Source organism: Imtechella halotolerans, assembly GCF_028743515.2.
Lineage (GTDB): Bacteria > Bacteroidota > Bacteroidia > Flavobacteriales > Flavobacteriaceae > Imtechella > Imtechella halotolerans.
Genome location: NZ_CP117969.2, coordinates 1,029,787 through 1,056,400 on the forward strand (window position 1 = coordinate 1,029,787; position 26,614 = coordinate 1,056,400).

The 26,614-nt window shown below is 35.5% G+C and carries 25 protein-coding genes; 7 read left to right on the forward strand and 18 right to left on the reverse strand.

The window, feature by feature from the left end:
• The 5 genes from PT603_RS04640 to PT603_RS04660 all read right to left on the reverse strand — a co-directional run bounded on the left by PT603_RS04640 (nucleotide 1) and on the right by PT603_RS04660 (nucleotide 6,479).
• On the reverse strand, nucleotides 1-2,019 hold the full coding sequence (locus PT603_RS04640; protein ID WP_008240875.1) for a DUF4139 domain-containing protein: 2,019 nt from the start codon (nucleotides 2,017-2,019) through the stop codon (nucleotides 1-3).
• A gap of 84 nt (nucleotides 2,020-2,103) precedes the next feature.
• On the reverse strand, nucleotides 2,104-2,235 hold the full coding sequence (locus tag PT603_RS04645; RefSeq protein ID WP_262489176.1) for a hypothetical protein: 132 nt from the start codon (nucleotides 2,233-2,235) through the stop codon (nucleotides 2,104-2,106).
• 84 nt (nucleotides 2,236-2,319) lie between these two features.
• Nucleotides 2,320-2,733, reverse strand: a complete 414-nt coding sequence (locus tag PT603_RS04650; protein WP_008240876.1) for a thiol-disulfide oxidoreductase DCC family protein — start codon at nucleotides 2,731-2,733, stop codon at nucleotides 2,320-2,322.
• 9 nt (nucleotides 2,734-2,742) lie between these two features.
• Nucleotides 2,743-4,914 carry an endonuclease MutS2 gene (locus PT603_RS04655; RefSeq protein ID WP_008240877.1) on the reverse strand — a complete coding sequence of 724 codons (2,172 nt, stop codon included), beginning with the start codon at nucleotides 4,912-4,914 and terminating at the stop codon, nucleotides 2,743-2,745.
• 68 nt (nucleotides 4,915-4,982) lie between these two features.
• Complete coding sequence (locus tag PT603_RS04660) at nucleotides 4,983-6,479, reverse strand: YfcC family protein (protein WP_008240878.1); 1,497 nt, start codon at nucleotides 6,477-6,479, stop codon at nucleotides 4,983-4,985.
• Between the two features lie 68 nt (nucleotides 6,480-6,547).
• Here PT603_RS04660 and ung point away from each other — a divergent pair, with 68 nt between their 5' ends.
• Nucleotides 6,548-7,213, forward strand: coding sequence for a uracil-DNA glycosylase (ung, locus tag PT603_RS04665; RefSeq protein ID WP_008240879.1), 666 nt, complete (start codon nucleotides 6,548-6,550; stop codon nucleotides 7,211-7,213).
• On the opposite strand, the gene PT603_RS04670 is transcribed toward ung, so the two are convergent.
• From PT603_RS04670 to PT603_RS04690, 5 genes are all read right to left on the reverse strand, one after another.
• Nucleotides 7,200-8,051, reverse strand: coding sequence for a substrate-binding domain-containing protein (locus PT603_RS04670; protein WP_008240894.1), 852 nt, complete (start codon nucleotides 8,049-8,051; stop codon nucleotides 7,200-7,202). The two genes, ung and PT603_RS04670, sit on opposite strands and share 14 nt — an antisense overlap.
• Before the next feature lie 22 nt (nucleotides 8,052-8,073).
• Nucleotides 8,074-8,937 (reverse strand): nucleoside phosphorylase, encoded by an 864-nt coding sequence (locus PT603_RS04675; RefSeq protein WP_008240896.1) that lies wholly within the window; start codon nucleotides 8,935-8,937, stop codon nucleotides 8,074-8,076.
• Between the two features lie 2 nt (nucleotides 8,938-8,939).
• Nucleotides 8,940-9,860 (reverse strand): DUF1835 domain-containing protein, encoded by a 921-nt coding sequence (locus tag PT603_RS04680; RefSeq protein WP_008240898.1) that lies wholly within the window; start codon nucleotides 9,858-9,860, stop codon nucleotides 8,940-8,942.
• Nucleotides 9,861-9,944: 84 nt separating this feature from the next.
• A complete protein-coding gene (locus PT603_RS04685) occupies nucleotides 9,945-10,274 on the reverse strand; it encodes a translation initiation factor (RefSeq protein WP_008240900.1) in 330 nt (109 codons plus the stop codon).
• Between the two features lie 46 nt (nucleotides 10,275-10,320).
• The gene (locus PT603_RS04690; RefSeq protein ID WP_008240902.1) at nucleotides 10,321-11,271 is read right to left on the reverse strand and encodes an isopenicillin N synthase family dioxygenase; all 951 of its coding nucleotides are present in this window, start codon (nucleotides 11,269-11,271) and stop codon (nucleotides 10,321-10,323) included.
• 175 nt (nucleotides 11,272-11,446) lie between these two features.
• Here PT603_RS04690 and PT603_RS04695 point away from each other — a divergent pair, with 175 nt between their 5' ends.
• The 3 genes from PT603_RS04695 (at nucleotide 11,447) to PT603_RS04705 (ending at nucleotide 16,976) form a co-directional block, all read left to right on the forward strand.
• Complete coding sequence (locus PT603_RS04695) at nucleotides 11,447-13,453, forward strand: alpha-ketoacid dehydrogenase subunit alpha/beta (protein ID WP_040488925.1); 2,007 nt, start codon at nucleotides 11,447-11,449, stop codon at nucleotides 13,451-13,453.
• A gap of 108 nt (nucleotides 13,454-13,561) precedes the next feature.
• Nucleotides 13,562-14,413, forward strand: coding sequence for a universal stress protein (locus PT603_RS04700; protein ID WP_008240906.1), 852 nt, complete (start codon nucleotides 13,562-13,564; stop codon nucleotides 14,411-14,413).
• Between the two features lie 97 nt (nucleotides 14,414-14,510).
• Nucleotides 14,511-16,976, forward strand: a complete 2,466-nt coding sequence (locus PT603_RS04705; protein ID WP_008240908.1) for a zinc-dependent metalloprotease — start codon at nucleotides 14,511-14,513, stop codon at nucleotides 16,974-16,976.
• A 28-nt stretch (nucleotides 16,977-17,004) separates the two neighbouring features.
• Here PT603_RS04705 and trxA read toward each other — a convergent pair whose 3' ends face one another.
• A complete protein-coding gene (trxA, locus tag PT603_RS04710; RefSeq protein ID WP_040488967.1) occupies nucleotides 17,005-17,301 on the reverse strand; it encodes a thioredoxin in 297 nt (98 codons plus the stop codon).
• 155 nt (nucleotides 17,302-17,456) lie between these two features.
• Here trxA and PT603_RS04715 point away from each other — a divergent pair, with 155 nt between their 5' ends.
• A complete protein-coding gene (locus PT603_RS04715; RefSeq protein ID WP_008240911.1) occupies nucleotides 17,457-18,305 on the forward strand; it encodes a universal stress protein in 849 nt (282 codons plus the stop codon).
• Nucleotides 18,306-18,368: 63 nt separating this feature from the next.
• Here the strand turns inward: PT603_RS04715 and PT603_RS04720 are convergent, their stop codons facing one another.
• From PT603_RS04720 to PT603_RS04745, 6 genes are all read right to left on the reverse strand, one after another.
• The gene (locus tag PT603_RS04720; RefSeq protein ID WP_008240914.1) at nucleotides 18,369-18,647 is read right to left on the reverse strand and encodes a DUF3817 domain-containing protein; all 279 of its coding nucleotides are present in this window, start codon (nucleotides 18,645-18,647) and stop codon (nucleotides 18,369-18,371) included.
• Nucleotides 18,648-18,952: 305 nt separating this feature from the next.
• A complete protein-coding gene (locus PT603_RS04725) occupies nucleotides 18,953-19,516 on the reverse strand; it encodes a DUF4251 domain-containing protein (protein ID WP_008240917.1) in 564 nt (187 codons plus the stop codon).
• Nucleotides 19,517-19,609: 93 nt separating this feature from the next.
• On the reverse strand, nucleotides 19,610-20,710 hold the full coding sequence (locus PT603_RS04730) for a D-TA family PLP-dependent enzyme (protein WP_008240919.1): 1,101 nt from the start codon (nucleotides 20,708-20,710) through the stop codon (nucleotides 19,610-19,612).
• 22 nt (nucleotides 20,711-20,732) lie between these two features.
• A complete protein-coding gene (locus tag PT603_RS04735; protein ID WP_008240921.1) occupies nucleotides 20,733-22,124 on the reverse strand; it encodes a DUF4403 family protein in 1,392 nt (463 codons plus the stop codon).
• A gap of 20 nt (nucleotides 22,125-22,144) precedes the next feature.
• Entirely contained in the window at nucleotides 22,145-22,762 is a 618-nt protein-coding gene (locus PT603_RS04740) for a hypothetical protein (RefSeq protein ID WP_008240924.1), read from the reverse strand.
• Nucleotides 22,763-22,904: 142 nt separating this feature from the next.
• On the reverse strand, nucleotides 22,905-24,455 hold the full coding sequence (locus PT603_RS04745) for a M20/M25/M40 family metallo-hydrolase (protein ID WP_008240926.1): 1,551 nt from the start codon (nucleotides 24,453-24,455) through the stop codon (nucleotides 22,905-22,907).
• A gap of 193 nt (nucleotides 24,456-24,648) precedes the next feature.
• Between PT603_RS04745 and PT603_RS04750 the strand changes: the two genes are divergently transcribed.
• Nucleotides 24,649-25,023 carry a hypothetical protein gene (locus tag PT603_RS04750; protein WP_008240927.1) on the forward strand — a complete coding sequence of 125 codons (375 nt, stop codon included), beginning with the start codon at nucleotides 24,649-24,651 and terminating at the stop codon, nucleotides 25,021-25,023.
• Nucleotides 25,024-25,029: 6 nt separating this feature from the next.
• Here PT603_RS04750 and PT603_RS04755 read toward each other — a convergent pair whose 3' ends face one another.
• Nucleotides 25,030-25,773, reverse strand: a complete 744-nt coding sequence (locus PT603_RS04755) for a sulfite exporter TauE/SafE family protein (RefSeq protein ID WP_008240932.1) — start codon at nucleotides 25,771-25,773, stop codon at nucleotides 25,030-25,032.
• A 169-nt stretch (nucleotides 25,774-25,942) separates the two neighbouring features.
• On the opposite strand from PT603_RS04755, the gene PT603_RS04760 reads away from it, so the two are divergent.
• Nucleotides 25,943-26,563 (forward strand): YqaA family protein, encoded by a 621-nt coding sequence (locus tag PT603_RS04760; protein WP_008240934.1) that lies wholly within the window; start codon nucleotides 25,943-25,945, stop codon nucleotides 26,561-26,563.
• Nucleotides 26,564-26,614: the final 51 nt, after the last annotated feature.

Genomic DNA, 26,614 nt, shown 5'->3' on the forward strand with positions numbered 1-26,614 from the left:
TTATAGATTAACGTTTCTTCCTTTAGGGTATTTTACGGTATAACTGACTTTCTTGGTAGCTGACTGCTTGGAAGCAAGATGTACCTTCCATGTCACGATTCCTGTTTTTGAATCATGATCTCCCTCAGGATATAAAGCGTCTTCAACTTTAATTTCTTTATTTTGAGATATTGGAATACGGTCTAATAGTGTAATTGAGATATCATTATTTTTATTATTCTTTAGGGTAATCTCATAGTTTTTATCAAGAATCCGTGTGTTACCAGTAAAATTCTTTCCTTTAAAACTATTAATTTGTTTACGTTCCACAACAATAGCAGGATCCGCACCTAAGGATACCACCAAAGCCTCTTCAATAGAATATGGATCTATGAAGGTCTTACCAGAATGACTACCTTCAAAATATATATTTGCCTCTCCAGGGAGTAAATCATATTGTTCCCAATCCATAACTTTTGCCGTTAAAAAAACACTCCTATTAAGGACAGGAACACTTACGTATTCATAGGTGGCTTGAATAGTAAAATTATTAATCTCCAGTACCGTAACATCTGTAATTGATGGAATGCTATACTTTTTTAAAATTCTGAATTCTTTATTGGTTAAACTTTCCACTGCAAGCATCTTACGTGTGGTGATGACAATAGCACCATTAGAGGCCCTAGTTCCATATAATGAAGTAGCATTGCTACCTTTTAGTGTTTCCAATGACTGAATTTCTTCTTGATTAAGATGTGAGATATCATCCATTGGAACTCCATCCACTATATAGATAGGTTTTGCTTCAGCCACCATATTTTGCTGTTTGATTTTTAATCCTGGAGTACTTCCACTAAGGTCTTTAGCATATCCCATAACTACTACTTCCTCTAAGCGTTGAGAATCTTCTTCTAATTTAACATTCATCTGGCTTGCATAAATAGGAAGCTGGGTAGTTTTAAATCCCAGATAGGAAAAGGATAATTCGCGCCCTTCGCTAATTGATAAACGGTAATTTCCGTCAAAATCAGTGGTAGTTCCTATACGTGTACCATCGATTAAAACATTAACACCTGGCAGGGGAGCCCCAGACTCATCAACTACTTGTCCACTAACCGAACGTACCATAGGGTTATATTTGTAAGAGGTTGTCTGAGTATTTTTTGTGACGGGTCTAGGCGCATTTGGATTTATAAAATCTAGGTAGAGAGGTGTAAGCTCTGGCCTTGTATTATTTTCAGTAGGATCAGCGGTAGATAAGGTAATGGCTACCTGATCCCAATCAATACCTGTCTGTTGATAAATATGCGCTTTATAAACAAGAGAAAGTGGAGTTGTAGTACTGCTAGCTTTCAAATCATACACAGGAAACCATCCAGCTCCCGATACTAAATAATTAAGTTGAAGATTTACCGTTGTTGCAGTAGGAGTATCCAGTTTAAGCTTTATTTCCCCACGTTGCTCTTTTGTTTGGTTTTGTACTTTATTAAGTTCTTTCCTGAGATCAGAAAGTTTTTCATTTAATTCTCTCGCATTTGTATTGAGGTCATACAGCTCGGTATGAATTGCAGCCATTCGTTCACGGTAGTGTTTTGCATAGGCTGAAATAGCCGCGACAGTGATACCCTGTTGATTGTTATGAATGCTTTTATTTGACTGTAAAAGTATTTGTTCCTCTTCAAGGCTTTTAATAGTACTTCTAACGATGGCAATTTCTCGTTCTGTTTTTTTATAAATGGACTCTAACGAAGCAACTTTACCGGTAGCCTCTTTCTTTTCCATATAATTTGTAGAAAAGGTTACTGAAAGTATGGAAGCTGTTTTTAACCCGCTTACCTGAATACTATTTTCATTAATAAGGGGAGATAATTCTGTAAAAACTATTTCATTAATACCCGGTTGCAATGTAACTGTAGCCTCACGTGTAATTTGCGCACCACTTAGATATACAATCACATTTTTAATAGAAGAAGGGGTTTTACGCTCATTTGAGTAGCCCACTACCGAGAATAAAACAAAAAGGAAGTATATAAATCTCATATAACCAGTTTTTATACTTCCTAAATGTAATCTAATTTTTCAAAAATCAGTCGATTTTTTTGTTAATAACCAATGAAGAAAAGTTTATTCTTTTTTAGTACCACTATTCATCATGTTATAAACAACGGCCACTATGATTACGCAAACCACGGCAAAAACACCAATCATAAAGGCGCCATTTTCCCAAGAAACTAAAGAAATGTTAGATAAAATCATATGTATTATTTTGGTAGTTAGTGATTTTTAAAAATACTATTCTTTTACTATTTATCCATATGATTTTTATCATACGTGAAAGAATTATCCTAAAAACTTACTCATGACTTCAGTGGTAGGCACCATACAGCTATCCATTTTCCCATACCATTTATATCTATTTTTTGCAATAAAGTCATAACCTCGGTCACGAAGTGATACAGGGAATACACTTAAAATCATCTGTAATAAACGATATTTACCCCCCATTTCCTTTGCAATTTCTAAGGCAGCATCAGATTTAACAAAATAGGCCACTCCGGGTACAATCAGAACGATGGAATCAACACTGGTCTGTTGTAAATGACGTTCATTCATTAACTGCTTTGCGATATCACTCTGCAAAGAGGCAAACCTAAAAATATCATTAGCATCTTTTTCAATAATACGTTGTACCCAAGTGTTACACAAATTGCATACACCATCAAACAGTATAATTTTTTTTCCTTGAGCGATCATCATAAAATGTTATTTTTTAGCTTCAACGAGTTCTAATTGATCCAAACCTACACTAGTGGTAAACAACCCATAATTCACTAATGCTTTGTTCTTTTCAATCGTATCAATAGTTCCAACTGCTTTTCCATCCAATAAGCGTACACGATCACCCACTTTAAGAATTACCTTAGGCTTTGCTTTTTCCTGAATATGTTGCTTCTTCTTTTCTTTCTTTTTTTCTTCCCGGATGACTTCAACCTTTTTAATGACCTCTTGTTCTACCTCTTGTTTTTTCTGACGTTCAACCTTTTTTTCTTGGCTTGATTTCTTCTTTCTTTTAGAGTTTTCTGTTTCCACTATTCGAAGAAATTCGGATACCAACGGGCGTTTCTTTTTATCTTCAAAATAGCGCTCTGCAATATCATTAATTTTGTTTCCCAGATAGATCATTCTTTGATTATGATCGTAAAGCTCTTGATAATTTGTCAGTTTGTTTTTAATACGCTCATTAAGTTCCTCTAGTCGTTTAGCTTCAATACGCGCCTTACTTTCTTCATCTTTTAATGCGTCAGCTGTTTTCTCCATCTTACTTCTTTCCTTCTGTAACTTAGCTATAGTGGCATCAAAACGTACTTTCCCTTTTTCTATTTTTTTCTTAGCTCGATTGATAAGACCATATGGGATCCCATTTTTTTGTGCAACTTCAAAAGTAAATGAACTACCAGCTTCACCTATAATAAGTTTAAAAATAGGCTCCAATGTTTTATTATCGAAAAGCATATTTGCATTACTGGCATATGGCAATTCGTTAGCCAGCATTTTTAAATTGGAGTAATGCGTTGTAATCACACCAAAAGCCTCTCGATGATAAAATTCTTCAAGGAAGGTTTCAGCCAGTGCACCACCTAGCTCTGGATCACTACCCGTACCGAATTCATCAATTAGAAAAAGAGTCTTGTCATTACATTTCTTGAGAAAGTAATTCATGTTTTTCAATCGATAGCTATAAGTACTCAAATGATTCTCAATGGATTGATTATCTCCTATATCAGTAAGAATTCGATCAAATAAGCACATTTCACTTCGAGGATGTACAGGAACCAACATTCCACTCTGAAGCATTAATTGCAAAAGACCTATCGTTTTTAATGTGATACTTTTTCCTCCTGCATTTGGACCTGATATTACAATAATTCTATTATCCTTTTGTAAGCTAATAGATTGAGGATACGTTTTTTGACCTTTCCGCTTATTGGAAATAAATAGAAGAGGGTGGTAGGCCTCTTTTAGATTAAGAATTCGTTCATCGGAAACAGTAGGCAATACAGCATTTAGTTGTTCTGCATAGCGAGCTTTGGCAGCAGTAACATCCATGGTTGCCAAATACGATTGATAGTCCGTAAGAAGCAAGGCAAATGGTCGAAGAAAATTAGTGAGACTTCTCAGTATCCGGTTAATTTCTTCCTTCTCATCAAACAGTAGATTAGAAAGGTCTCTTGAATACTGTTCTGTAGCCTGTGGCTCTATATATACGATACTACCTGTTTTAGAGCTCCCTAGTGCAGTACCCTTAACTTTTCTTCTATACATGGCTTTAACGGCCAAAACACGACGATTCTCGACAACAGATTCTCGAATATCATCAAGATATCCAGCCGTGTGAGAACTACTAAGAGCGGAACTAAAACTTTGATTGATTTTACTTTTTACGGCATTTATTTGCTGTCTAATAGAAAACAACTGAGGAGAGGCATCATCCTTTATCTCTCCAAATTTATCAATAACACTATCTATTTTTTGATTGATTACCTCTGTATATTCAACCTTTGCAGCTATTGCTTGTAAATTAGGGTAATACTCATGAAATTTTTTAAAAAATAAAATATGCGTATTTACGGTATTTGAGATGCTATTAATCTTTCTAAATCCACTGAGTTCTATTAAGGAATCCTCGATGGCCAGGAGTTTGATTTCTTGACTAATGGATTCAAAACCATGATTAGGTATACGGTTGTTGTTATCAAATGAAGAAAGATACTCACTTGTTTGGAGTAAGGCGGCCATCATTTGATCCTTGTCAACAAAAGGTTTTAAACCAAGGGCTGTTGCTTTTCCCAATTCTGTTGAACATCGATCCGTAATATGTTCTAATACGGTTGAAAATTCTAAATCTTGTAATGTTTTCGAGTGAATTTTATTCATAGTATTGTTGGCCCTTGTGAGAAGCCAGCACAAAAATAATTAATTCTATAAAATCAGTGCAGTCCGTATTATAAATACACAGAAACTGTTAGAAAAATGATCGTAGTTATGGTTAGAATAATAACTAAAGGCATTACAAATTTCAACCATTTATCATAGCCTACCTTAACTATAGCCAAAGATGCCAATATAAGACCTGTAGGATTAATAAAGGCAAAAAGACCCATTCCGTATTGATAGGCATTCACCACTACTTCACGACCTACACCAACGGTATCGGCAAGCGGAGACATAACAGGCATTGTAAGCACTGCCATCCCTGAAGATGACGGGATAAAAAATGATAAACCGCTGTATATAAATAATAAAATATTCGCAAATAGACCTTTGTTCATTCCTTCCGTCATAGTGCTGGCATGATAAAGCATAGTGTCACTAATAAGGCCGTCATTCATTATCACAGAAACTCCTCTAGCAATCCCAATAATCAAGGCGACTCCTAACAAATCTCCTGCTCCCTTGACAAAGGTATCCACAAAAGTCACCTCATTAATTCTGGCCAATAATCCTATCAGAATTGCACCCACAAGAAATACTGCCGTCATTTCAACAAACCACCATTCTAATTGAGAAACTCCATAAATCATTACTACAAAGCACATCATAAAAACAAAAAGTATGAGTCTTAAACGTGCAGTTAGTTTATGGGTTGTATTTGTGTCTATAGGAGGAAAAAGTGCTTCAATTTGAAACCTTGACTCATAAATTATTGATTTAGCAGGATCATTTTTGACCCTTTGAGCATACCGGATGATATAAACGATACAGATAAGGGTACCTATAACCAACATTAAAAATCTACCATCCAACCCAGTGGTCCAATTAATTCCTGCAGCATCACTTGCGATGATGGTACTAAATGGATTTACCGTGGAAAACATCGTGCCGATGGAAGAACCAATATATATAGATGCCAAAGCTACCATAGCATCGTATTTTGCAGCTAAAAAAATAGGAATAAGTATAGGGTAGAAGGCAATGGTTTCTTCTGCCAGACCAAAAGTGGTCCCCCCCAATGCTATTAATGTAGTTATTAAAATAATAAGTATGTACTCCCTGCCTTTTAGCGTTTTAGCTAACCATGAAATACCTGCATCAAAAGCACCACTTGCGTTCATAATACCAATTAATCCCCCAATAATTAAAACTAAAAAAATAATATCAGCAGATTCTATAATTCCTTTAATAGGAGAGGTGATAAACTCAGAAATCCCTTGTGGATGTGAGTCCAATGTTTGATACGTGTTAGGAATACTTATGGGTTTCCAAATATCTCCATCAGTAAATTTTTGGAGTGGAATTTTAATGTTTAATTTATCTAAAGTTTCCTGACTAGCTATTAAAGTCTCACTGGTTTCTAAACTTGTTTTGGTAAAACTATTAGTTTCTTTGTTATACGTAAGTGTGTCATACTTTCCAGCAGGGACAACCCAAGTCAATACAGCAACTAGTGCAGCAATTATCAGTAAAATACTTTGAGCAGTAGGGAATTTTAGTTTTTTCACTCCAAAAATGTTTAATAAAAATTAAAGATAATACTATTTTAGCTACTCAAAATAGAAAGCAAATAAAAATGGATCTTGCCATTGATCAAAGTTGGAAGCCTTTTCTAGAAAAGGAATTTGAAATGCCTTATTTTCAAAATCTTATAGATTTTGTAAACCATGAGTATGAACATGAGGTTTGTTATCCACCCCAGGAAAAAATCTTTTCTGCATTTAACCATTGTCAATTTGACCATGTAAAAGTGGTGATCATAGGACAAGATCCTTACCATGGACCAGGTCAAGCTAATGGCCTCTGTTTTTCTGTTACTGACGGAATTTCACACCCACCTTCGCTTATTAATATTTTTAAAGAAATCGAAACTGATTTAGGGACTCCTTATCCTAAAAGTGGAAACCTTGAACGCTGGGCAGAGCAAGGAGTGATGTTGTTAAATGCAACCCTAACTGTACGCGCAAATAATGCAGGAAGCCATCAAAAAAAAGGTTGGGAAGTATTTACGGATTCAGTAATAAAAGCTATTTCAACCCACCAAAATGAGGTAGTATTTTTGCTTTGGGGAGGATTTGCTAAAAAGAAAGCCACTTTAATTGACACCCAAAAACATTACATACTAAGCACTGGTCATCCTTCCCCTTTAAGTGCCAATCGAGGTCTATGGTTCGGTAACAAGCATTTTAGTCAAACCAACAACTATTTGGCTTCTAAAGGAAAGAGGATCATAAATTGGTAACTATTTCTGAGTAAGGTTTCTCAGCTGAAATTAATTTTAAATCTAGCAGCGCTTGTTGTACTTTGGCCACTGAATTCATGGATAATTGTTTTTGACTCCATGTAGTTTGCCGCAACCAAATTCTAATATCATCTAATTGTTGTTCATACCTGTTGGCTAGGGTACGATCTATGCTTGGAATACTTTTAAATTCTTGGGTAAACCTATTAATTGTACTAAGAACATGTTTTACTGCCGCTTTATTTTCTGCTAAAAAGGAAGAGCGTACAGCAATCACAAAACAAGGCCATGGTGTTGGAAAATCACCTAAGTGCTTAAATATTCCTTTATCGACCAAGGGTTTAGTCATAAATCGTTCCCACATAAAATAGAGATTAGCATCCTGAGGTAATTTAGAAACCGCTCCATCTAAATTATTTATGATTTCAAATGACATTTTGTTGGTATCCCAACCTTTAGATTGCGCATGTACAATTGCCATAAGATGACTTCCACTGCCTTTACGAGAGATGGCAACGGTAGCATTTTCTAACTCATTACTATTTTTTAGATTCGATTGTGAACCCACATGGATACCCCAAGACAACGGACTTTCAACATATGTTTGAACAATACTGCTTGGATTACCATCACAAATATCCTTGATGATTCCTTCTGTTAAAATAACCGCCATGTCGGTCTCATCTTCTCTTAGCATTTGACACATTTTACCAGTTCCTTCAGGAACGTCAATCCATTGGAGATCTATTCCTGCAGATTCAAATGCACCTTCTTCATCAGCCAAATGCCATGGAAGATTAAAATGCTCTGGGACACCAGCAACACGTAATGATTTCATGTGATTTTTGTTTTTTAAGCCATTAGATCTTGTCTAAGGCATATAAAATAAGATTTTCAACAGCTATATATGGATCTTCACTAAAAGTCCCTAAGGCCCTGTTAGCTATAATGGCATTCATAGACAAGGCATTGTGCCCTAATAGTCTGGACAATCCATAAATGGCTGCTGTTTCCATTTCAAAATTAGAAATGCGATGTTCCTTAAAGGTAAAATTATCCATTTTAGAATTCAATTCAGCATCTTGAATAGCCAACCGTAGTACCCTGCCTTGAGGACCATAAAATCCTCCTGCCGTGGCAGTTATACCTTTAAAAATTGACGATGAGTATAAACGGTTTTGCAATTCAATACTCCCAGAAATCACATAAGGACGACCCTTTCTGGAATCCCAATTTGTATGGCTAATAAAGGCATCTTCAATATCCGTTTGAGAAACGGGATCTAATTCATAAGAACGCAGCATATTATCTAGTCCTAAGCCATGGGTTGACATCACAATACTATCGACCGGGATATCGGGCTGCAATGCCCCAGAAGTTCCTAGACGAACAATATTTAAAGAGCTTAATTTATCCTTTACAGTACGAGTCTTAAGATCAATATTAACCAAGGCGTCCAATTCATTTACAACAATGTCAATATTATCAGGACCAATTCCAGTTGACATAACTGAAATACGTTTTCCTTTGTAAGTACCGGTCTGTGTCTTAAATTCTCTTTTCTGCTTAGTTACTTCAATAGAATCAAAGTATTTGGTGATTTTGGTAACCCTATCTTGGTCACCCACAAAAATAATATCAGAAGCAATATCCTGAGGTAATAAATTCAAATGATATACACTCCCGTCAGGGTTAAGTATAAGCTCAGATGCTTGTATAGCCATAATTATAATTTCAGTAATTTTCCAGTATCCTCATGATAGAGGTATCCATATTTTAGGCTTCCGCCTAAGTATTCATTTTCATTGCGCAATGCGCCATAGTAATTGGTAGTTTTCTGTAACACGTGTTTGCCTTCTTCAGACAATTTCACAGGATTTAGTGAAGTAAATAAGGGCTTAAGAGTATCCAGAATTTTGTAGTACTGCAAATCTCCAAAGCCAAAAATATCTTGCTTTTTTAATAGTTGGCCAACAAGTTGATCTTTATCCCATTTTTTCTTTTCCGAAGCTACCTGCAAAGTCATATTTTCCACTGCATTAAGTCCGTTAGAAACATACGGAAAACGAGTAATATGGGCATGAATTGCTTCTGGTAAATATTCAAATTGAGAGGAATTAAAATGGGAAAAAGTTTCTAGTCGCAGTGGACTATCACTACAGTAGAGTTGCCAAATATAATCCGCATATTCAATATCATCTTGTGAAAGTTCAATTCGATGTTTATATTGTTCTTTCAACTTCTCTGGGGTTAATTCCGCAAGCCCTATCAGGCGATCTCCACTGTTGTGAACAAGTGAAACACGAGCTCCTTTTCTGTGTGTTTTTAACCAGCTAATGACCGCAATCATGTTTATCTGACAAAACAAGTCATGATCAAACCAAAGGGTAATCTCTTCTTGTTTTTTTTCATTACATAGTCTTCTGTATTCTTTTAAAGTAGCCTCAATAAAGTTGCTTTTGGTCACCTTATACTGAGATTTTAAAAAATCGAAACGTGTTTTCCAGAAATTCTCACTACCTACATCAGTAGTGGTTTTCCCTTCACATAACATTTCTCTCCAGGTTATAATTTCACCATTAATAGATGTTGTCCGGAGTAAACCGGTTAAAGCATCTCCATTGGTAATATGCAAAGATTGTCGCATGATACTATTTTAGTTTTGGTTGGGTCGGAAAAGTAAAATTATATAAAACTAAGGTAAAAAAACAGATGTTTAACACTTTTATTATCACCCACCTACACGCTTAACCTTAAATCCTCTTGCCTGGAGCAGTTTCATTATTTTATCTCGGTAGTCCCCCTGAATTATAATAGTTTCATCTTTAACACTACCACCAACACTTAAAGCCGTTTTCAATTCTTTTGCTAATTTCTTAAAATCAGCATCAGCTCCTGTATAACCTGCAATTATCGTATGAGGTTTTCCATTTCTTTTCTCATACTTACACAGCAAAGGTTCATCTTGCATCCATAAAGCTTCTTGAGAATCTTCTGAAACTTCAGGTTCAGTAGGAATATGATCAGGAAAAAGTTTCTTTAATTGATCTTGTAAATCCATGTCTAAACATACTTTAGGGTGCTACAAATAGCACCCTTATTAAGAATTATTTTTTAATCAAACCAAGATCCACTAAGCGTTCATGTAAAAATTCACCAGCAGTAATATCATCATACAATTTCGGATGCTGATCATCTATGCAATTTTCAAGACAGTTTAGCGGCATATCACTTACAGGATGCATAAAGAAAGGAATAGAATAACGAGAAGTACCCCAAAGTTCGCGTGGTGGATTGACTACCTGATGTATCGTGGATTTAAGTCTATTATTGGTATGACGAGAAAGCATATCACCTACATTAATCATTAATTCATCTGGTTCAGCGATGGCATCTATCCATTCTCCTTTGTGATTCTGAACTTGCAACCCCTTTCCTTGAGCACCCATTAGCAAAGTGATTAAATTGATATCACCATGTGCTGCAGCACGAACTGCATTTTTAGGCTCTTCAGTAATAGGAGGGTAGTGAATAGGACGTAAAATGGAATTTCCATTTTTGATATACTTATCAAAGTATATTTCCTCAAGATTCAAGTGCAAGGCTAAAGCCCTCAAGACATATTTCGCAGTCTTTTCTAACATTTGATAGGTCTCTTTACCCACCTCATTAAAACTAGGCAATTCTTCAACTACCACATTAGGAGGATATTCAGCTTCAAGTTTAGGATCATCTTCAACATATTGACCAAAATGCCAAAACTCTTTTAAATCACCTTCCTTTTTTCCTTTGGCATGTTCTTTTCCAAAGGAAGTATAACCACGTTGACCACCTATGCCTTCAATTTCATACTTTTCTTTTACTTCTACAGGTAAATCAAAAAACTTTTTAATCTCACTGTACAGGTTAGAAACTAATTCATCTGATAAAAAATGACCCTTAAGAGCTACAAAACCTATTTGCTCATATGCATCACCTATTTCTCTTATAAATTTTTCCTTTCGTTGGGGATCTTCTGACAAAAAATCGCGTAAATCTACACTTGGAATCGCATTCATACTATTGTCAATTTTAAATTGTTAATAACTTAATTGTGTTAAAACACTTGTAAAAACAAATGTAAATAAATATTTACCAGTCCTAAATATATAGTTATTAACAATTTAAAAAAATATAACTTTAAGGAGGTTAAGTGTTATTTTTTTCTACATTTGAGTGACTAATCTAACACCTATGAACACTACCATAGACCTACACACTCCCTTAGTTTTTGATCACAAAAACCATACTGACGTTCAATTACTTACGCTCTACAAAACGATGTTACTTCCACGTCTAATCGAAGAAAAGATGTTAATACTTCTTCGACAGGGAAAAATATCTAAATGGTTTAGTGGAATAGGGCAGGAAGCCATTTCTGTTGGAATCACGAATGCTTTGGAATCAGATGAGTATATTTTACCTATGCATCGGAATTTGGGTGTATTTACCACTCGTAAAATTCCCCTACATAGGTTATTTGCGCAATGGCAGGGTAAATTAAGTGGATTTACAAAAGGAAGAGACCGTAGCTTTCATTTTGGGACTCAAGAGTACCATATTATAGGTATGATTTCTCATCTCGGACCTCAATTAGGAGTAGCTGATGGTATTGCCCTTGCCAACAAGTTAAAGAAAAATGGTAAGGTGACAGCTGTTTTTACTGGTGAAGGAGCTACTAGTGAAGGCGATTTTCACGAGGCTCTAAATATAGCTGCCGTATGGGATCTACCTGTATTATTCTGTGTGGAAAACAATGGATATGGCCTTTCAACACCGACCAATGAGCAATATCGTTGTCAGGATATAGTGGACAAAGGAATTGGATACGGGATTGAAGCTCATATTATTGATGGAAATAATATAATTGAAGTATACTCAAGAGTAAGTGAATTGGTAGCGGATATTCGTAAAAATCCTAGGCCCATTCTATTGGAATTTAAAACTTTCCGCATGCGTGGTCACGAAGAGGCGAGTGGTACAAAATACGTGCCTCAGGAATTGATGGACGCTTGGGCTTTAAAAGACCCTTTAAGAAATTATCAAGAATTTCTACTAAAAGAAGGGATCCTATCCGAGTCCTACGATTTGGAACTTCATGAACAAATCAAAGCTGAAATTGATACTCATTTACAACTTGCGTTTGAAGAAGAGGCTATTGATGCACATGAAAGTAACGAATTAAATGATGTATACCATCCTTTTAATTACGAAGAATTTACGGCTGATTCAGAAAAAGAAAATATTCGACTAATTGATGCCATTTCACAAGGCCTACGTCAATCTATGAAGCGTCATGAAAACTTGGTGATCATGGGGCAAGATATTGCTCAGTATGGTGGTGTTTTCAAAATAACGGAGGGATTTGTTTCCCAATTCGGCAACGACAGGGTTCGCAATACACCTATTTGTGAATCAGGAATTGTATCCACAGCGATGGGATTATCTATAAATGGTATGAAAGCTGTGGTTGAAATGCAATTTGCAGATTTTGTTTCTTCAGGATTTAACCCTATTGTAAATTACTTGGCTAAAATCCATTATCGCTGGAATGAGAAAGCGGATGTTGTAGTACGCATGCCTTGTGGAGCTGGGGTGCAAGCAGGACCTTTTCATTCACAGACAAATGAAGCTTGGTTTACAAAGACTCCAGGTCTTAAAGTGGTGTATCCAGCCTTTCCTTATGATGCTAAAGGATTATTAGCTACTTCAATAAATGATCCTAATCCCGTGCTATTTTTTGAGCACAAGGCTTTATATAGAAGTATTTATCAGGAAGTACCTAAAGACTATTATACCTTACCTTTAGGGAAGGCTGCTTTACTATCAGAGGGTAATCAAATAACTATTATCACCTATGGAGCTGGAGTTCATTGGGCTCTAGATACACTAAAGAAATTTCAAGATATAAAGGCCGATTTGATTGATCTTAGGACATTGCAACCTCTTGACACAGAAACTGTTTTTACTTCTGTACGAAAAACAGGTAAAGCTATTATTTTGCATGAAGACAGTTTATTTGGAGGAATAGGAAGTGATCTATCTGCACTTATTATGGAACAGTGTTTTGAACATTTAGATGGACCAGTGATTCGTGTTGGAAGCTTGGAAACTCCCATACCTTTTACTAAAAATCTGGAAGACCAATACCTGCCAAAGCATCGATTTGAAACTGCACTGCAAAAATTAATGAATTACTAATGTTTTCGACATAGATTCCTAAGGAAACTGATAGTTATCATAATAAAAGCGCATTTTTTTGGGTATCTTTAATACATCATCTAAGGTCTCATTAATTGCAATTTTATTATGAAACGTATTTTATTACCCACCGATTTCTCTGAAAACTCATGGAATGCCATTCAATACGCCATGGAGTTATATAAAGAAGATGTATGTACATTCTACCTTTTGAATGCGTATACACCTATGCTTATTGAGCCAGTGAATCCTATGGGTTCAACAGCGGTAACTAAAGCCATGTTAGATGTAGTGCAAAAAAATGCAGAAGAAGGATTGGCCAATATGCTGAAAAGAATTCAAGAGACCTATGTAAATACAAAGCATCATTTTGAAACCATATGTACGTATGAATTCTTTTTGAATGCTGTTATTGAAGCACTTAAAAAGTATGAGATTTCACTTATAGTGATGGGAACCAAAGGTGCAAGTGGTCTTAAGGAAGTCTTTATTGGAAGTAATACAGCAGCTGTCATGGCAAAAACTCATTGTACTGTTTTGGTTATTCCAGAACATGCTGTATATACACCTCCTAGAGAGATAGCTTTTGTAACTGATTATGATCATTATTATGAAAGTGAAGAGATTTATGAATTATTTCATATCGTATTAAAGAATGATTCCACATTGAGTGTAATGCATTCATTAGATGCTTATGAAGAATTAAACGAAGAGCAAAAAGAAATCAAGCTGTTTTTAGGGAAAGTCCTCAAGGATATACGTCATGACTTCTACACCCTTACTAACGTGTCACTTTTAATGGCTACTAGACTTTTTATTGAAAGTAGAAAGATTGATATGCTTTGTATGACAGCTAAGCAACATAACTTCTTTGAGCGCATTTTTGGTAAACCAAGAGTAGAGGAGATTAGTTTTTATATTAAAATACCATTTTTAGTATTAAATGAGGTAAAAAAATAAGATTCCTTAGTTTCGTACCTCACATATATTATAGTTATGTTAAAGGTTTTCTAAAAAAAATGCAAAAAAGTATTTTTGAAGAAACTAAACCATAACTATGAAAAAAATTCTCATCACCTTGGCTTTGAGTGTATTGCTTTATCCGCCAACGCTTGAAGCTCAAAACAAATCTAAAAAATCAAAAAAACAACCTGAACTTACTACACAGGCACCTAAAAAACAATCAAAATTTAAGACATATCGAGAAGTTATACCTTCTAATGCAGTGACCGATCAAGGACTTTTTAAGGTACATAAGGTGGATGCTAAGTATTATTTTGAAGTTCCGAATTCTTTGCTAAACAAAGATATGCTGCTAGTGAGTAGATACGCTAAACTCCCTGCTGATCTTGGAGGAGGATATGTAAATGCAGGCTCAAAAACAAATGAACAGTTAATTGTATGGGAACGATTTCAAGATAAAATACTCATTAAAGTAAAGAATTATTCTGCTGTATCAAATGATTCACTACCGATCCATCTTTCAGTTAAATCTAATAATTATGAGCCTACACTATTTGCGTTTGATATCGCCACATTTTCTCCAGATTCAAGTGCTACGGTGATTGATGTTACCAAATTTTACGGTACAGATGTTAAGGCCATAAGTGGACTTTCTGCCTCCATGCGAACTACCTATAAAGTGAGAAACTTGGATGATTCCCGCAGTTTTATTACATCAATGAAAAGCTTTCCACAAAATATTGAAGTAATACAAGATTTCACTTTTAATGCGACCAGTCCTCCAAGTAATGCAGATACTGAGACAATAAGCATCCAAATGAATCAATCCATGATTCTTTTACCTGAAAATCCAATGACCCCCCGTTTTTATGACCCCCGCGTTGGATGGTTTACAGTAAGCCATTTTGATTATGGAAGTGAAGAACTAAAAAGCGATCAAAAAACTTTCATTCGCCGTTGGAGACTTGAACCTAAAGATCCTGAGGCATATGCTAGAGGCGAATTAGTAGAGCCAATAAAGCCGATTGTCTATTATTTAGACCCAGCGACACCGCATAAATTGAGAAAGTATATCAAACAAGGAATAGAAGATTGGCAAAAACCATTTGAAACTGCTGGCTTTAAAAATGCAATTATAGCCAAAGATCCTCCTACGAAAGAAGAAGACCCGGATTTTAGCCCAGAAGACATTCGTTACTCTGTTGTGCGCTATGTTGCCAGTACCACTCGTAATGCAATGGGACCAAGTGTATCTGACCCTCGAACAGGGGAAATTATTGAAAGTGATATTATATGGTATCACAATCATTTAAGGTCTTACAGAAACAGATATATGTTAGAGACTGGGGCAGCCAATCCTTCGGCACGCACTTTACAAACTTCAGACGAAGAAATAGGGGAAATGATGCGTATGGTAATTGCCCATGAAGTAGGCCATGCCTTAGGGTTTCCTCACAATATGGCAGGTAGCTTTGCATACCCAGTTGATTCATATAGAAATGGGGAGTTTACGCAAGAATTTGGTATTGCAGCAAGTATAATGGATTATGCCCGTTATAACTACATTGCACAACCAGGAGACAAAAATATCCGTTTTATACGTCAAATGGGACCCTATGATCACTATGCAACGAATTGGGGATACAGAATTATTCCTAACGCTAAATCACCAGAGGAAGAGCTTAAAACCCTTGACAAATGGATTGTTGAAAAGGCAAATGACCCTAAATATCGTTTTGGGGGATCTTCAAGGTTTGACCCATCTTCTCAAACAGAATCTATTGGAAATGATCCAGTAATGGCTAGCACATATGGATTAAAAAACCTTAAATATGTAGCTGAAAATCTTCCTAAATGGACCTCCGACGTGACAAATAACTATGATGATTTAGATGAGTTATATGGTGAATTATTGAGTGTGTATGGAAGATTTGTTGGACATGTAGTGACTAATATCGGAGGTGTTTATTCGATTACTAAGACTCCATCTCAAGGTGGACTTGTGTATACTCCTGTAGATAAAGAAGTTCAAAAGAAGTCAATGCAGTGGTTACACAGTAATGCATTCACCACTCCTGATTGGCTAATTTCAAACGAAATACTTCAAAACATTGATGCTGCGGGATATACAGAGACCATTAGAAATTTACAATCACGTCCTTTAAATTCAATATTAAATTTCGAAACTATTGGAAGACTTATTGATGCTGAAGCACTAACTACTAATAGTTATAAAGCAATGGAAATGCTTAGTGATGTTAGAAAAGGAATATGGAAAGAGGCAATGCAATCACAAAAGGTTGACGTATATAGAAGAAACTTACAACGTGCCTACATTGACCGAATGGGATATCTTATGACTGCAGAGCTTTCACAAGGAAGGGGAGTACAGTACTATTACAATGTAAATCAATCTGATGTAAGAGCTTTAGTTCGTGCAGAACTCAAAGCGCTACAGCGTCAATTAACCACAGCGAAGGGGCAGACCGCTGACACGCTTACAAAGTATCATTACGAAGATTGTATTGAAAGAATCAATCAACTATTAGAACCTAAATAATAGAAAAGGAGCTTAATAGCTCCTTTTTTTATACGTATTGTTTCAGTAATTTAACCAAATCATTCGTTTGTACCACACCAGATTGTCTCCACAATTGCTTACCATCCTTGAATATCATCAAAGTAGGAACCCCTCTAACTTGATATTGGGAAGCCAATGCTTGATTTTTATCTACATCTATTTTAAGTATAGATACAGAATCTCCTAGGGTTGCCTTGGTCTCTTGAAGAATAGGGGACATCATTTTACATGGTCCGCACCATTCAGCATAAAAATCTATAAGCACTGGTTTATTGCTCTGTATCAATGATTGAAAATTGCTCATTTTATTCATTATTAATTAGTTGCAAACTTATTGAAAATCGATCTAAAAATCTGTAACCTAAGTTACGATAGAGCAGTGATTAATTGTCGAAAAAAATGTATTTTTAAGGATTGAAAATCAATAACCATTATTGCTCTCTGTAAGAAGACAAACACATGAAAACCATTTTATTACCAACTGATTTTTCGGAAAACTCATGGAATGCAATCGTATATGCATTGGAAATGCATAAAGACGAACCTTGCCACTTTTTTGTTTTCAATTCATATGCTCCGCATATGTCAGCTCCAAGTACAGCGGTATCATCAGCACGTGCTTCTGAGGTTATTCAGGAAATTGCCAAAAAGGAGTCAGCTCAGGGGCTGGAAACCATCATGAAAAGAATAAAGGAATACGATACGAATCCAACTCATACCTTTGAAATCATATCTAGTTATGATTATATCGTATCTTCAATAATTTCAGCCATTGAGAAATACAAAGTAGATATGGTTGTGATGGGAACCAAAGGAGCAAGTGGGTTAAAAGAAGTGATGATTGGTAGTACAACGGCCAACATTATTGAAAAAGTAAAGTGTCCCGTAATCGCAGTACCTGAAAACGCTGTTTTTAAAGGACTAAATGAAATAGCTTTTGCCACAGACTTTTCATTTTACTACAATGAAGATAATATAAATCTAATTAAATACTACGCTAAAAAACAAGAAGCTACTATACGAGTTGTGCATGTTTTAACTGCAAGTAAACTTAGTCCTGAAAAAGAAAAGGTGAGGGAATATCTGGATGGTTTATTAAATGGGGTACCTAAACATTATCATTATCTAACAGATGTCTCAGTTGATGTAGGAATGAGAGTTTTTTCGCAAAGTAGAGAAATCGATTTATTGTGTATGGTAAACAAACAACGTTCATTTTTTGAAAGACTGTTTCTTAAATCTAGTATAGGTGAAGTAAGTTTTCATACACAAACACCGTTATTAGTGCTACACAAAAAGAATAATTAAAAAAGAAAAAGCGGTTAATAACCGCTTTTTATATATACTTATAGTAATATTATGTCAAATAGACTAGGCTTTTAAATACCTGCGATCCATCCAAAATGTACCAAATGGAATTATGGAACACGCTAAAATAATGGCCAATGTCTTGTTGTTCCAATTATTTTGTTTTTGAAGGCTAAAAGCCATCATAACATAAAGTACAAACAAAACACCATGGGCCATACCAATAAATTTGTTAGGCGCTGGATTTTCAAAATAATACTTTAAAGGCATAGTTACGCCAAGAATTAGTAAAAAGGAAATTCCTTCAAGAATACTGATAATACGGAAATTGCTATTATTCATAGATAGAGAATTAAGAGTAGGGCAAAAATACAATTAACACCTATACTATAAAGGAATGGGAATTGTTAAAATAGGTTAATTAACAGCTTTCAAAAAAACCTATTTTACATAATGTAAATTATAGTTCATTTATAATATTTCAATACTTTGTTGGATTAACTAATTAAAGAATCGTTACCATACAACACTATATGAAAAGAAAGAAATATGACGAACTACTTCATTGTAATAACTTCTCCATAATTCGCGTATACGGTTAATCCATCAACAAAAAAAAATATACGCGATTCTCAGCGATTAGGATTTTATTCTTCTATAGGTGTCATTCTACCTGTATACCTTATCGATAAGCGTTGAGAACTTAAAACTGTGATATAAGCAGTATTATTCGGAAACAAATCTATACGTACCTGGTAATTTTCTGTTGGATTTTCTTTATCACGAGCTGAAAACTGTAGTTGATAACTATCCTTTTTACCTGGTGTATATTGAACTTTCTCAGCTTTTCCTTCAATTTCTATACCATTGCCTGAACCGTATTGTCCTCCCATTTGTCGCTCACCAAAATAAGGCAAATAGGCTGATATGCTGTCATTCATTACTTTAAAATAATTAGAATTCCCAATAAGGTTGATCCGAGATGCACTACTTCCTGGAGGTAATAAACCAGCATTGGCAATACTTGACATTGCATTGGTAAATTGAGGTTCTGCCCATTCTGATTCAATCATGAATGTACGATTAGTAATCATTTCATTAAATTGTTGCAATTGAGCCTGGGTAGCCACTTCTTTACTAGATGAACAAGATACCACAGCCAACAATATCCATATAGGTATTGCAAATCGTAATAAATGTGATGCTTTCATTATATTGCTATTTAAATTAAACTATGGTTTACTAATTTTACTACTTAAAATTAAGAAAAAGGTAGTAAATTTTAATTATAGAATTGTTAAACCTTAATAGGTAATCCTCCTTTTACGAGCTTCTATGTTCCAAGTGGTATTTACATTGTGCAGTTCGACTACGTGTAATTCCTCGTATAAGTTTACTGTTGGACATATATGGTAAGGAATACCATATAGTACATCTCCAACTTGAAGGCTATCCCAGTTTTCAACCTTCAGAACACCATGTTCTTCGCTTTGAGAGATAAATTCGTAATCCATAAGGTTCAAAAATTGGATTCTTTTATCAATGGAATTTTCAGAGGCGACTGCTTTATGTCCCATATCTACTGTGATAATTCCTTTTGTTGGTTTTGAAATAATTCTTGTGAAAACAACAACTGCAGCTTTGAATGGTTGTTCTGAAAGTATCTTTTCATAACCGGCATCCCAAAAAACACAAGTTCCGGGGCTACAAACTCTATCTTTTTCTAGTAAATGAGTAGAAAAAGAAGGTGTCCCTCCGGCTATTATTTCAACCTTAGGATAGTCATTTTTTATTTGTTTCCAAATTTCTTTAATAGCCCTCCACCCTTCTAAAATATTGCTTTTTCGGTCCTCAAAATCAGCATTTCTATGCTGTCCATCATATACATGTAACCCTCTAAAATAAAGATTTTTAGACTCCTTTATTTCATGTAACAATTCATCATTTATAAGCTCGGGTACTATTCCACTCCTATGCATTCCATTATTCACATCAAGGTAGAAACCTAGTAAGCGATTGGCAGCTTTAGCGTTTAATTCCTGTAGTGATTGTACATTGTCAATAAGGGTAAAAAAATGAGTGTTAGTATACCCCTTTCGTAGAGCCAAAAATCGATCTATTTTTGGGCCTACCAATTGATGCGAAATAAGTACTTCTTTAGCTCCTGATTGTGCCGCCAACTCTGCTTCTGCTATAGTAGCAGCCTTAAACCGTGTAATTCCTTTTGCAATCATTTCTGAAATCACCTTACCACTCTTATTGGTTTTCACATGAGGCATCAGTCTCGAGGGATCCATACCAACCATTTCCAATAAAGTATTTAGATTAAAGTCTAACCTATCCTTATATAATAAAAGTGAAGGAGAATCTATAGCAGACTCATTTGCAATTTCATACCATTCCATACAATACTCTCTTTATAGGTGCCTACAATCCATTTACTTTAACTTCCAACATACCATCTACGGTAATAAAGGCTAACATTGCCTGTGGAGTTAATTGTACTTTTTTAAATGCTAATTCACCTAGTTTCCCATTGATATATACTCCTTCGGTAGGTGAATAATTAGTAATATACTTCTTAATATTTTCTTTACCTTCTTCTAAATTGGGAGCTATGGAATACCGACATTGTTCTTGTAATTGCTTTAAAATATAATTACTAGCCATCCAATTTGCAGATTTAGTTAACACATTCTTAGTATCCAGTACATAATCTAGTTGATCAAAGAAGACCTCTTGAGTAACCTCGTTATATTGTGGATATCCAGATAAATAAATGGTTCCAGCAATACTGCCTTGTAAATCTAATGCAATGATCATTTTATTGCTTTTCTGCCAAATTTTCACATTGGAAACCGTCACTTTCTTACTTCCAGAACTAAAGGTATATCCATTAAAATTCTTAGTCATAATACGAGAAGCATCCTCATAGGTAGAAACAGCTACAATAGTAGCCGTAACACGTTCAGGCATTTCTTTTACAGGCTTGAGAATGATTTTATTTCTATCAAATTTTCGTTTAGGTTCATAACCTACCACAGTTTCCAATACACACTTCAAGCCCATCTGAAAGGAAATATTGCTTTTAGTAAGCTTGGCGTCAGTAGTGTACAATTCTGCTGGTACTACACGAAGCCAACTTTCATAAGTATCACTCATTTGAAAAGGAGTTGAAATCTGTTCAAGAGCATCTAATACAGAAGGTTTGAAATCAAGTGAAGTGGCAATAGCAGAATCAATATTATCTTCAATAACCGATTTAAAAAGTGCAATAGCTGGAGATACTACACTAGTAACAGGTACTTTCTGACCAAACAATGTCATGGTAGGATGTTCCTTCCACACCAATGATTTCAACGCTGTTTGTGTTTTTAAATTCCAATTCGACAATCCAACATTACTAACTAACGTTACGGTCCCATTCAAATCAAAATCACGAATATTATAGAGTGCAACACCCATAGCCGTTGTACCCAAACGATATTGAATATGAGCTTTAAGAGGAAATACCGTTTTGAGTTTACCATTATCATAGGTAATTTCTATCGGAGCTTGCTTCCATACCTTTAATCTTATATTGTCATCTTCAAAATCATCATCTTCATAAATAAGGCCTTGTAAGGAAGTATTTGTTACTTTTTCAAGGTCTTTTAGTTGTATGGAAACAGGAATGCTGATGTAGGAATGCGGATATTCAAAAGGTGTGATAGTGCCTGTAGAATCCGGTTCCGGAGCGAGGGTGGCTATTTTTTGTGATCCTGAGCAACCACTTAAGATGATCAGTAGTGTTAAAATTCCAAAAAAAGATAGCTTCATAAAAAACCTTGAATTAAGGACTAATCTTTTACCACTATCATATTAGCTCTATACCCGGTAGCCAACATCCATTGTTTGCCGGATATGAGCTTACCCGTGTCGTCATACACACGCAGTTCAGCTGTATTTGGTCCGGATGATCCCTGGTTAAGCGCTTCAAATTCAATAGTATTAAAACCAGGTTTCAACTCCACTTCAATACCTTTGAAGGAAGCATCTAAGAAAACATCTCCTGCAACCAATTGTTCGTTGACATAGACATTCACTCTATCTCCATCCACATACTGGTGATCCCTGTATACAATTTTAAGCTTAGAAGAATTACTTTTAAAATCGCCTAAGTATTGATTCCCTTTGATAGCAGAATAATCTTCCCCTTTCTGCATATTAGCTCCTGGCGTTCGTACATCCCATTTACGTTGAACCAAATCATTAGTTCCAGGAAATTGCAACTCTTTTTTAGGAAGTTCTAAAGGACTTGCCTTGGATTTATCAGATGGAAGAATTAAAAGACTTGAATTAGCCTTTGGGACAGCAGGAATAACTAAAGGAGTAACTTTTTTACTATCTTGAATCTTTTGCGTATACGCAGTAAATGTAAAAATAATGGCTAATACCAATGTAAAAGAAATCCTCATAGCTATTTCATTTTCCTAGCTAATGTACAAAAATCTTGCCAAAGCACTCAGCCAATAGAACGTTAAAAGTCAATCTCAAAACAAGTTTAGGTATAAAAAAACGCCGCAAAAGCGGCGTTTAAGTATCTTTTGAAGAATATTATTAATATTCTCCTGTACGATTCGCATCACGAGGCTCAGGCCATTTGATCTGCTCTCCAGTTCTTGGGCTAATTGGTAAAACAGCTCTATCTCTCGGGAACGTTTCAGGGTCTTCACTCGCCATATAGGTTAGAATAGCCGTTAGAATAGCATTGTTACGAACGTCATCAAAAATAATTTTATCATACGTATCGCGGTTTGTGTGCCATGTATAATTTCCATATGACCAGTTAAGTGAACTTAATGAAAATCCTGGTGCTCCTGCAGCAACAAATGATGCAAAATCAGAGCCTCCTGTACCTGGAATGCCAGGGAAAGTTGTTTCAATATGTTTACGAATATCTACAGGTACTGCTTGTAACCAACGTGTAATGAACTCATATGAATGTAAGAATCCTTGTCCATTAATATTAACAACTCGTCCAGTACCGTTATCTTGGTTAAACAATGCTTGCATATTGTTTACAACCTCTGGGTGATCCTTTACATAAGCACGCGATCCGTTAAGACCTTGCTCTTCCCCACCCCATAGTCCAACTATAATTGTACGTTTAGGATTAGGATATAATTTTTTAAGAATACGAGCAGCTTCCATCATAACAATGGTTCCAGTACCATTATCTGTGGCACCTGTTCCACCATCCCATGAATCAAAGTGAGCTGAAAGTATAATATACTCTTCTGGCTTTTCCGTACCTTTAATTTCAGCAATCGTATTAAAAGCAGGAGACATACCTGTATGCTTAGACTCTGCAGTTAATTTAATTTGAGGCTTGCTTCCACTTTCTGCAAGACGGTATAACATTCCATAATCCTCTAGAGAAATATCTATAGTAGGCACCTTTTTAGTACGCGCACTAAATACTTTATTTACTCCAAAACCTTGCGACCAATACGATTGAAAAATTGCTACTGCGCCATTATTTTCCAATACTTCAGGCAATGTACGGCTATTGTAACCTGTGTTTTCAATACGTTTCTCCCAAGCTTTGGTGGCAGCATCCTTATCTTCTTTCATTTTAGCAAGTGATTCCTCTGTAGCAAACTCTTTCCAGTTATACTCAGGTCTTCCACTAGGCTGATGCATTGATATTAATACAATTTTACCCTTTACAGTAGGTAACCACTTCGCAAATTCGGCAGCATTTGCAACTTCTGGAAGTACAATAACTTCAGCCTGAACACCTTTTTTAGGTGTAGCCGGACTCCAAGCCAATTGACGGCCCTCTAAAGAAACAACACGTGGAGAAACCATATCAATATGTGTAATTCCTCGCTCCCAGCCTTTCCACTGTCCATATTGCTCATTGTGCGCGTCTATACCCCATGACTGGAATTTAGAAACAGCCCAATCATGTGCTTGATTCATTTGTGGAGTACCGATTAATCGAGGACCTATTTGGTCCAATAATTCATGTGCTAATGATTCTAAATGTGAATTTTCGGTTGCTTCCTTTACCATGGCTTCAACCATTTTCTCCTTAGTTTGCGCTATTACAGCTACGCTACAAAGAAAAAATGAGGCCACTAAAAGTGATACAGGTTTTCTCATCAGTTAAATGGATTTTAGTTAAGAATTGATTACGTTTCAAATATAAGTTTTTCTCTTGCCGTGCACTTAAGTTTAACAAACCGTTAAGATTTACCTCTTTTCTTCAAAATTGCTTGAAAATTGTGCATGATTTGATTGTATCATACCGTCAGGTTGTTATATTTTTGCAACCGTTAATACTAAACTTTCAACATTGAAAAATTCAAAAGCTTTAAAGTTACTGGCTAAAATACAGGACGATTTATCTAGAAATGGAATTATCACCAATACATTGGTCGCAGATTTACAAGACTTAAGACCTTATGCTGTAGAAGACAAAAATCCACTTTTAGCAAAAACTATTCGTCTAACATTTGAACACATAGAAGCAAATCAGACTTTTGCAATTGCAATACCTGATGATGAACCAATTGAAGGTATTGAATTTACTGCAGCTAGTGAAGAAGTGGACGCTAAAGAGAGTTTAGCTTACCTACTTTCATTGTTTGCAGATCCAGATAAAAAATCAAACGCATTGGATTTAAGAGAGTATTGCAATGCTTTAATTGCCTATGCTGAGGAAAATTAATCTTTTTTAACGTAAAAAGATTAAAAGTGCGCCTAAGGCAGTTAATATTAAAATTATTTTTCTGAAATTCATCTCTTTAATACGTGAAACTAATTGTACCCCGGTAAATAATCCAATAACAAGGGCCGGCAGCAAGTAAAGATTCACGGTTAATGTATCCTTAGTGACGGTTTCCCAAACCCAAATGTGAAATGGTAATTTACACAGATTTGTGAGAAACAACAGCCAAGCTGTAGTACCAATAAAGTTGTTTTTGGGAAGCCGCATTGCTAAAAAGTACAAATTAGAAAAAGCCCCGGCCAGATTACCTATCATCGTAGCGAAACCGGCAGAAAGCCCCATAGTACCGGCAAATACAGGATGTGAAGGAATTGCCATTCCTTTTTGCCTGTCCCACCAAAACATGATGGCTACCGAAATGGCAATGATTACTGCCATTCCTTTTTTAAAGAGATCTTCAGAAATACTATTTCCTGTATAAACTCCTAAAAGTACACCAATGAGCATCCAAGGAAGAAGTTTGTAGAGATATTTCTTTTCAAGATATCGACGGTAATAACTTACTGCAAATACATCTCCAACCAATAACATAGGCATGAGGACGCCGGTAGATGGTTTACCGCCAAATACCAAGGCCATGATGGTAACAATCATAATCCCAATACCCTTTAATCCGGATTTGGAAATGCCTAATAAAAATGCGCCTAGATACGCGAGTATCCAACCAGTTGTAGTGATTTCTGTAACCATGATACGAATGTAAGGTGATTAGAGTTACCTACGATGTAAATGATTGTAAATTTCTTGTCATTTTTGCACATTTCAAAGATGAAATTTTAACGTATAGTTATCATTAACCATATCAAAAAAGCCTTAAAATTGCGCAACATTGCCGAAAGTCTTTGTACACATATTTATTATGAAAGAGAAATCAAAAAAGAAGAAAAAAAAATCACGTATAAAATTACTACACCAATATTATAGCTATACGGGTTTTTATAATTTTTTGGGAAGTAGTATTAAAAAGGCCATTATGCCAATTCTGGTAATAATAGCCATACTTTTGTTGGTCCATTTTTTTGTAATTGATTTAGGAGAAGCGTTAAAAAGCTTGACTCAAGAATTACCTCCTTATGGAATTTTATTAGTGTTTTTCCTTTCAGAAAGTCTATTAGGACTAATCCCACCTGAAATATTTATTGCTTGGGCAAATACCACCCTTCACCCTAATGGTAATTTAGCCTTGTTAGCCACATTATCATATATGGGAGGAATTTTGTCCTACTTTATTGGTAAAGCCATTACCGACATCCCTGCTGTTCACAATTACTTGGAAGTTAAAATGGCAAAGCATTTAAAAAATACAGCTAAATGGGGAGGATTTTTAATAGTAGCTGGAGCTTTACTTCCGATACCATTTTCAATAACATGTGTAGCCGCTGGTATTATAGGATATCCCCTTAGAGGAGTCTTTTTGTTTGGTCTTTTACGTTTTCTGCGATTCTTTCTTTATGCTTTGGCTATTTTCAATATATTTTAAAAGCGAAAGGATAATTAGTATTTTAGCAGTTAATACATCAACCAAACACTT

What these genes read in the sequence shown, in the direction of transcription:
- PT603_RS04675 (WP_008240896.1), bottom strand. Translation starts at nt 8,937, where the DNA reads ATGGCTATACAAGCATCTGAGCTTATACTTAACCCTGACGGGAGTGTA.
- PT603_RS04730 (WP_008240919.1), bottom strand. Translation starts at nt 20,710, where the DNA reads ATGGAATGGTATGAAATTGCAAATGAGTCTGCTATAGATTCTCCTTCA.
- PT603_RS04755 (WP_008240932.1), bottom strand. Translation starts at nt 25,773, where the DNA reads ATGGTTACAGAAATCACTACAACTGGTTGGATACTCGCGTATCTAGGC.
- PT603_RS04745 (WP_008240926.1), bottom strand. Translation starts at nt 24,455, where the DNA reads ATGAGAAAACCTGTATCACTTTTAGTGGCCTCATTTTTTCTTTGTAGC.
- PT603_RS04695 (WP_040488925.1), top strand. Translation starts at nt 11,447, where the DNA reads ATGAACACTACCATAGACCTACACACTCCCTTAGTTTTTGATCACAAA.
- PT603_RS04655 (WP_008240877.1), bottom strand. Translation starts at nt 4,914, where the DNA reads ATGAATAAAATTCACTCGAAAACATTACAAGATTTAGAATTTTCAACC.
- PT603_RS04680 (WP_008240898.1), bottom strand. Translation starts at nt 9,860, where the DNA reads ATGCGACAATCTTTGCATATTACCAATGGAGATGCTTTAACCGGTTTA.
- PT603_RS04740 (WP_008240924.1), bottom strand. Translation starts at nt 22,762, where the DNA reads ATGAGGATTTCTTTTACATTGGTATTAGCCATTATTTTTACATTTACT.
- PT603_RS04640 (WP_008240875.1), bottom strand. Translation starts at nt 2,019, where the DNA reads ATGAGATTTATATACTTCCTTTTTGTTTTATTCTCGGTAGTGGGCTAC.
- PT603_RS04685 (WP_008240900.1), bottom strand. Translation starts at nt 10,274, where the DNA reads ATGGATTTACAAGATCAATTAAAGAAACTTTTTCCTGATCATATTCCT.
- PT603_RS04690 (WP_008240902.1), bottom strand. Translation starts at nt 11,271, where the DNA reads ATGAATGCGATTCCAAGTGTAGATTTACGCGATTTTTTGTCAGAAGAT.
- PT603_RS04670 (WP_008240894.1), bottom strand. Translation starts at nt 8,051, where the DNA reads ATGAAATCATTACGTGTTGCTGGTGTCCCAGAGCATTTTAATCTTCCA.
- PT603_RS04715 (WP_008240911.1), top strand. Translation starts at nt 17,457, where the DNA reads ATGAAAACCATTTTATTACCAACTGATTTTTCGGAAAACTCATGGAAT.
- PT603_RS04720 (WP_008240914.1), bottom strand. Translation starts at nt 18,647, where the DNA reads ATGAATAATAGCAATTTCCGTATTATCAGTATTCTTGAAGGAATTTCC.
- PT603_RS04760 (WP_008240934.1), top strand. Translation starts at nt 25,943, where the DNA reads ATGAAAGAGAAATCAAAAAAGAAGAAAAAAAAATCACGTATAAAATTA.
- PT603_RS04645 (WP_262489176.1), bottom strand. Translation starts at nt 2,235, where the DNA reads ATGATTTTATCTAACATTTCTTTAGTTTCTTGGGAAAATGGCGCCTTT.
- trxA (WP_040488967.1), bottom strand. Translation starts at nt 17,301, where the DNA reads ATGAGCAATTTTCAATCATTGATACAGAGCAATAAACCAGTGCTTATA.
- ung (WP_008240879.1), top strand. Translation starts at nt 6,548, where the DNA reads ATGGATCTTGCCATTGATCAAAGTTGGAAGCCTTTTCTAGAAAAGGAA.
- PT603_RS04705 (WP_008240908.1), top strand. Translation starts at nt 14,511, where the DNA reads ATGAAAAAAATTCTCATCACCTTGGCTTTGAGTGTATTGCTTTATCCG.
- PT603_RS04735 (WP_008240921.1), bottom strand. Translation starts at nt 22,124, where the DNA reads ATGAAGCTATCTTTTTTTGGAATTTTAACACTACTGATCATCTTAAGT.
- PT603_RS04650 (WP_008240876.1), bottom strand. Translation starts at nt 2,733, where the DNA reads ATGATCGCTCAAGGAAAAAAAATTATACTGTTTGATGGTGTATGCAAT.
- PT603_RS04700 (WP_008240906.1), top strand. Translation starts at nt 13,562, where the DNA reads ATGAAACGTATTTTATTACCCACCGATTTCTCTGAAAACTCATGGAAT.
- PT603_RS04725 (WP_008240917.1), bottom strand. Translation starts at nt 19,516, where the DNA reads ATGAAAGCATCACATTTATTACGATTTGCAATACCTATATGGATATTG.